This window comes from Marinobacter sp., assembly GCF_052094685.1.
Taxonomy (GTDB): Bacteria; Pseudomonadota; Gammaproteobacteria; order Pseudomonadales; family Oleiphilaceae; genus Marinobacter.
Genome location: NZ_JBQDKB010000072.1, coordinates 9,436 through 13,767, shown reverse-complemented (window position 1 = coordinate 13,767; position 4,332 = coordinate 9,436). Strand labels below are relative to the sequence as shown.

General features: G+C 51.8%; 6 protein-coding genes. 3 read left to right on the top strand and 3 right to left on the bottom strand.

The features are described from left to right. A partial coding sequence (locus ACTH3S_RS13630; RefSeq protein ID WP_441809554.1) for a WS/DGAT domain-containing protein occupies positions 1-339 on the top strand: 339 nt, incomplete at its 5' end. Between the two features lie 22 nt (positions 340-361). Here ACTH3S_RS13630 and ACTH3S_RS13625 read toward each other — a convergent pair. Continuing rightward, positions 362-991: a TetR family transcriptional regulator gene (locus ACTH3S_RS13625; RefSeq protein ID WP_441809553.1), complete on the bottom strand. Its 630-nt coding sequence runs from the start codon at positions 989-991 to the stop codon at positions 362-364. Positions 992-1,185: 194 nt separating this feature from the next. On the opposite strand from ACTH3S_RS13625, the gene ACTH3S_RS13620 reads away from it, so the two are divergent. Beyond that, complete coding sequence (locus ACTH3S_RS13620; protein WP_441809552.1) at positions 1,186-2,301, top strand: ferredoxin reductase; 1,116 nt, start codon at positions 1,186-1,188, stop codon at positions 2,299-2,301. An 11-nt stretch (positions 2,302-2,312) separates the two neighbouring features. Beyond that, on the top strand, positions 2,313-3,392 hold the full coding sequence (locus tag ACTH3S_RS13615) for a fatty acid desaturase family protein (protein WP_441809551.1): 1,080 nt from the start codon (positions 2,313-2,315) through the stop codon (positions 3,390-3,392). Between the two features lie 22 nt (positions 3,393-3,414). Here ACTH3S_RS13615 and ACTH3S_RS13610 read toward each other — a convergent pair whose 3' ends face one another. Continuing rightward, positions 3,415-3,852: an RrF2 family transcriptional regulator gene (locus ACTH3S_RS13610; protein WP_441809550.1), complete on the bottom strand. Its 438-nt coding sequence runs from the start codon at positions 3,850-3,852 to the stop codon at positions 3,415-3,417. Positions 3,853-3,881: 29 nt separating this feature from the next. Continuing rightward, positions 3,882-4,163 carry a YbaN family protein gene (locus ACTH3S_RS13605; protein ID WP_441809561.1) on the bottom strand — a complete coding sequence of 94 codons (282 nt, stop codon included), beginning with the start codon at positions 4,161-4,163 and terminating at the stop codon, positions 3,882-3,884. Positions 4,164-4,332 lie beyond the last annotated feature (169 nt).

Genomic DNA, 4,332 nt, shown 5'->3' with positions numbered 1-4,332 from the left:
CTGCAGCTGATGTCTGGCCTTGGCGGGCGTATGCGCCCCGTATTCAACGTAACCATCTCCAACGTTCCAGGCCCTCAAGAAACGCTGTATTACGAAGGTGCCAAGCTGGAGGCCATGTATCCGGTTTCACTGATTGCCCACGGCGGCGCGCTGAACATTACGTGTTTAAGCTATGCAGGCGCACTGAACTTTGGGTTTACCGGCTGCCGGGATACTCTGCCAAGCATGCAGAGACTGGCGGTGTATACCGGAGAAGCGCTGGATGATCTGGAAAAACTGATACTGCCGCCCAAAGCCAAGCCAAAAAAAGCAAAGGCAGGCAAAACCGGGAAGGCCTAAGGCAAGCAGGCGCCCCCTGTTTTCAAAGGCGCCTGTTATCCCAATTCGCTGCACCAACAAAGATAAGCTGAAGGAAGCGGGTTGTCCGCTTCCGAATCTGCTCTAACTGGTACTCATCTTCAGCCGACACACTCAGCAAATCTGTAAGGCTGAAAGCGACACTGCGAACCACCAGATCACAAGTCATTTCCAGATCGCCATCAGAAAGATGATCAACCAATTTTAGCCGTCGCAAGTCGTTTGCCAGCTCACTGGCAAAATACCGCATTTCACTGCGGATACCCTCTTGTATAGCTCGGCTCTCACCCGCCAGGCCCTGCGCCATAAACAGAAAGAAACTCCGGTTAGCCTGGGCGTGACTAATAAAAATACCTACCGACTCGTCCATAAGCTTGTCAGCTTGCAGTACGTTTGCCCTCGCCTCTCGCATCATTCTTCGCAACACCAACCCAAGCTCGTCGACTAACTGCAGCCCCAGGTCGTCCATATTGCGGAAGTGTCGGTAAAAAGAGGTAGGTACCACACCTGCCTGGCGGGTCACTTCGCGAATACCAAGACTGGCAAAGTGCCGCCCCTTTCCAACCAGTGTAAGCGCTGCATTCATTAGCTTTTCACGGGTTTCACCGGGTTTCCGTTTTTTTCGTTCCGACATTACCTGCCCATACCGCAGTTATCGTTTAATTCAGGCAACAAGTGTACACATCCAAGAAATATAAAGTACTGGGCGCTTGTCATTTAATGCCAACGAAATGCTCCCCATTGTGCGCCAAAACTCCAATGTGTACAGTCGTACACAAGATGTGCACAAGTGTACACACAAAGTAGGCAGCATAAGGAGAAGACATAATGCTGGCAAAAAACACTCAAACAAAAGCTCTGCACTGGCTTGGAAAGCAGCTTTTTAACCGGAATGATCCGGCTGCATTCTTCGATCCGTTGTTAGAGAAGCTTGATCCCATGCTGGTGCAAGGCCATACGCCTGCACGGATCGATCAGATAATTCAAGAAACCAGTGATACGCGCACATTCGTGCTAAAACCCGCTGGGCGGTGGCCAGGATTTCAAGCAGGCCAGCACGTAAACATTTGCGTTGAAACTAGCGGCATCCAGCGTACACGAACCTTTAGCCTTTCAAGTTCACCCGAGCTATGGGCCCAACAGGGCGTGGTTACCCTCACCATCAAACGACTATCTGGTGGTCTGGTGACAAACTGGCTGCACGATAACCTGAGCTGTGGCGACGTTATTAGCTTGGGTGAAGCTTTTGGTGACTTTGTATTGTCAGAGCCGCCTCGGCCGGTACTCTTTATTGCAGGTGGTAGTGGGATTACCCCCGTTCTAAGCCACTTGGAAACCATGGCCGCCCAGGATTTTCGCGCGCCGGTCAGCCTTCTCTATTTCGTGCGCACGCAGCAAGACATCATCGCGGCAGAGCGACTGAAAGCCCTTGAAAACCGCTACAGCGCTCTAACCGTGAACATCATCGCTACCCACAAAAACGACACGCCCCGTTATTTGAACAGCGAAGATCTGAATGGCGTACCCGGCCTTAAAGCAAGACAGATTTTTCTGTGCGGCCCCCAAGGGTTGATGGATCTGGCAAACGAGTTGTTGCACCAGCACGGCGTTCGAAAAGCAGACATTCAAAGCACCTTTTTTTCAGCTGCAACGCCGCCGTTAAACCCAGATTTAGCAAATCAAACCTTGGGCGGCAAAGTGCAATTTGCAAAAAGCAGTCTAGAAGCCAGCTCTGAGGGCGACGCCAGCTTACTGGAAATCGCTGAGGCCTCTGGCCTTACGCCCCGCCATGGCTGCCGTATGGGCATTTGCCATCAGTGCAGCTGTCGCAAGACTAGCGGAACGGTTGTTAATCGGCTCACTGGTCAGGCCTCCGGGCCAGGGGAAGAAAGCATTCAGCTTTGTATATCCATTCCCCACGGCCCTGTAGCCATCGACGTTTAAGGAGCAAAATAATGAAGACAATGACAGAAAACCAGCTCCAGGAACTGGAACAAGATCTTAATGCTATTCGCGATGAAGTAGTTGCGGATCTTGGCGAGCGTGACGCCCGCTATATACGCCGCGTGGTTCGGCTGCACCGTGCTCTTGAAGTGGGTGGCCGGGTGATGATGCCATTCGGGTTCATTCCGCCGGTTTTCGTAGCCGCAACTCTATCCCTGGGCTTATCAAAAATCATAGAGAACATGGAAATTGGCCACAACGTGATGCACGGCCAATACGACTGGATGAACGACCCTTCCCTACACTCACAAACCTATGAGTGGGATACGGCGTGTTCTTCAGACTCCTGGCGCCGCACTCACAATTACGAGCATCACACTTACACCAATATCATTGGTAAGGATCGTGATTACGGCTACGCTCTGCTGCGTCTGAGTGACGATGAAAAGTGGCGGCCGGCACATAGCCTGCAGTTTTTAAACTACATTGTGCTCAGCGTATTCTTCCAATGGGGTGTGGCGCTACATGAACTGGAGTTCGAGCGGATACGCAGTGGTGAGGTTCGCTTACGGGACAAGCTTCCATTCCTGCGGGATCTTGCACGTAAAGGTGGCCGCCAAGCGTTCAAGGATTATGTTTTCTTCCCACTCATTACTTTCCCCGTAGCGCCCATCGTGCTCGCCGGAAACTTAGGCGCCAACCTGATACGCAACCTGTGGTCATCCACCGTTATTTTTTGCGGGCATTTCACTCAGGATGCTGAAACGTTCAACGAAAAAGATTGTGTGAATGAAAGTAAGGGCCACTGGTATCTGCGCCAGCTTACGGGTTCATCCAATTTCACCGGCCCAAAATGGATGCATCTGTTGAGCGGGCATTTGAGCTATCAGGTTGAGCATCATGTTTTCCCCAATCTGCCCGCGCACCGATACCCGGAGATTTCCGAGAAGGTTCAGGCGGTATGTCGCAAACACGGCATACACTACAACACAGGCAGCTTCGCTCATCAGTACGGAACGGTTGTGAAGAGAATCCTGAGTTATTCACTGCCAGATCGCCTGCGCACAAGACTTACGGCCCAACCAGCCTGATTAGGCCGGTAAAGGAAGGGGGTCAGGCAATCTGAAGCAGCCTTAATAGCTGCGGCTTGTGCTGATCCTTCATAATATCTTTCAGGGTGTATTTGTCGAGCACCGCGAGAAACGCCTGTAACGCCTCCCCAAAAACGGATTTAAGTCCACATACCGGGGTAATCTTGCAGGCGTTCTTCGACGAATGACATTCCACAATACTGAGGTCATGCTCGGTTTCGCGCACTAGAATACCTATATTGATCTCGTCCGGTGTCATGTGCAGTCTCATGCCGCCTTTCTTTCCACGAACGGTTTCGATATAGCCTTTCTTGTTGAGCTGGTGCACCACTTTCATCAGGTGGTTTTTGGAAATTTCGTAACTGTCTGCAATCTCCTGAATCGTCGCCAGACGATCACCTTGCAGCGCCAGATACATCAGCACACGCAGCGAGTAGTCGGTGTAGCGAGTAATGTGCATTCAACACTCCGGTTGTTCTATCAAAGCAGTCAATACGAAGGCCGAGTGAGCAAGTAGCTTGCCACGCCCGCCAGAAAAACACCCGAGATGGCCAAGACCATCCCCGCTGCGCCCACAAAAAACAAAAGACCCCAGCTCAGCGCCATCATGCTGCATGCCAGCACCTTTGCCTTAGCGGGAATGACCCTGTTCCGGCGCCAATCTCTGATAGCAGGCCCAAACGAGGGATGTCCCTCAAGCCAACTGGCAAATGCCGGTGAGCCCTTACTGGCAAAAAAAGCCGCCAGCAGAACAAATGGGGTAGTCGGCATCAAAGGCAGCACCACGCCAATCGCAGCGAGTGCTACGGATATATACGCAAGAATTCTAAAACCGGTTTTACCGGGTTGCGCAGCCATAGCGGGCACCTCAGCACTGTTCATTCTTTCATCCATTCTACCGCTTATTAGTGAACAGGTCTCCCGAGACGACTTAAAAACA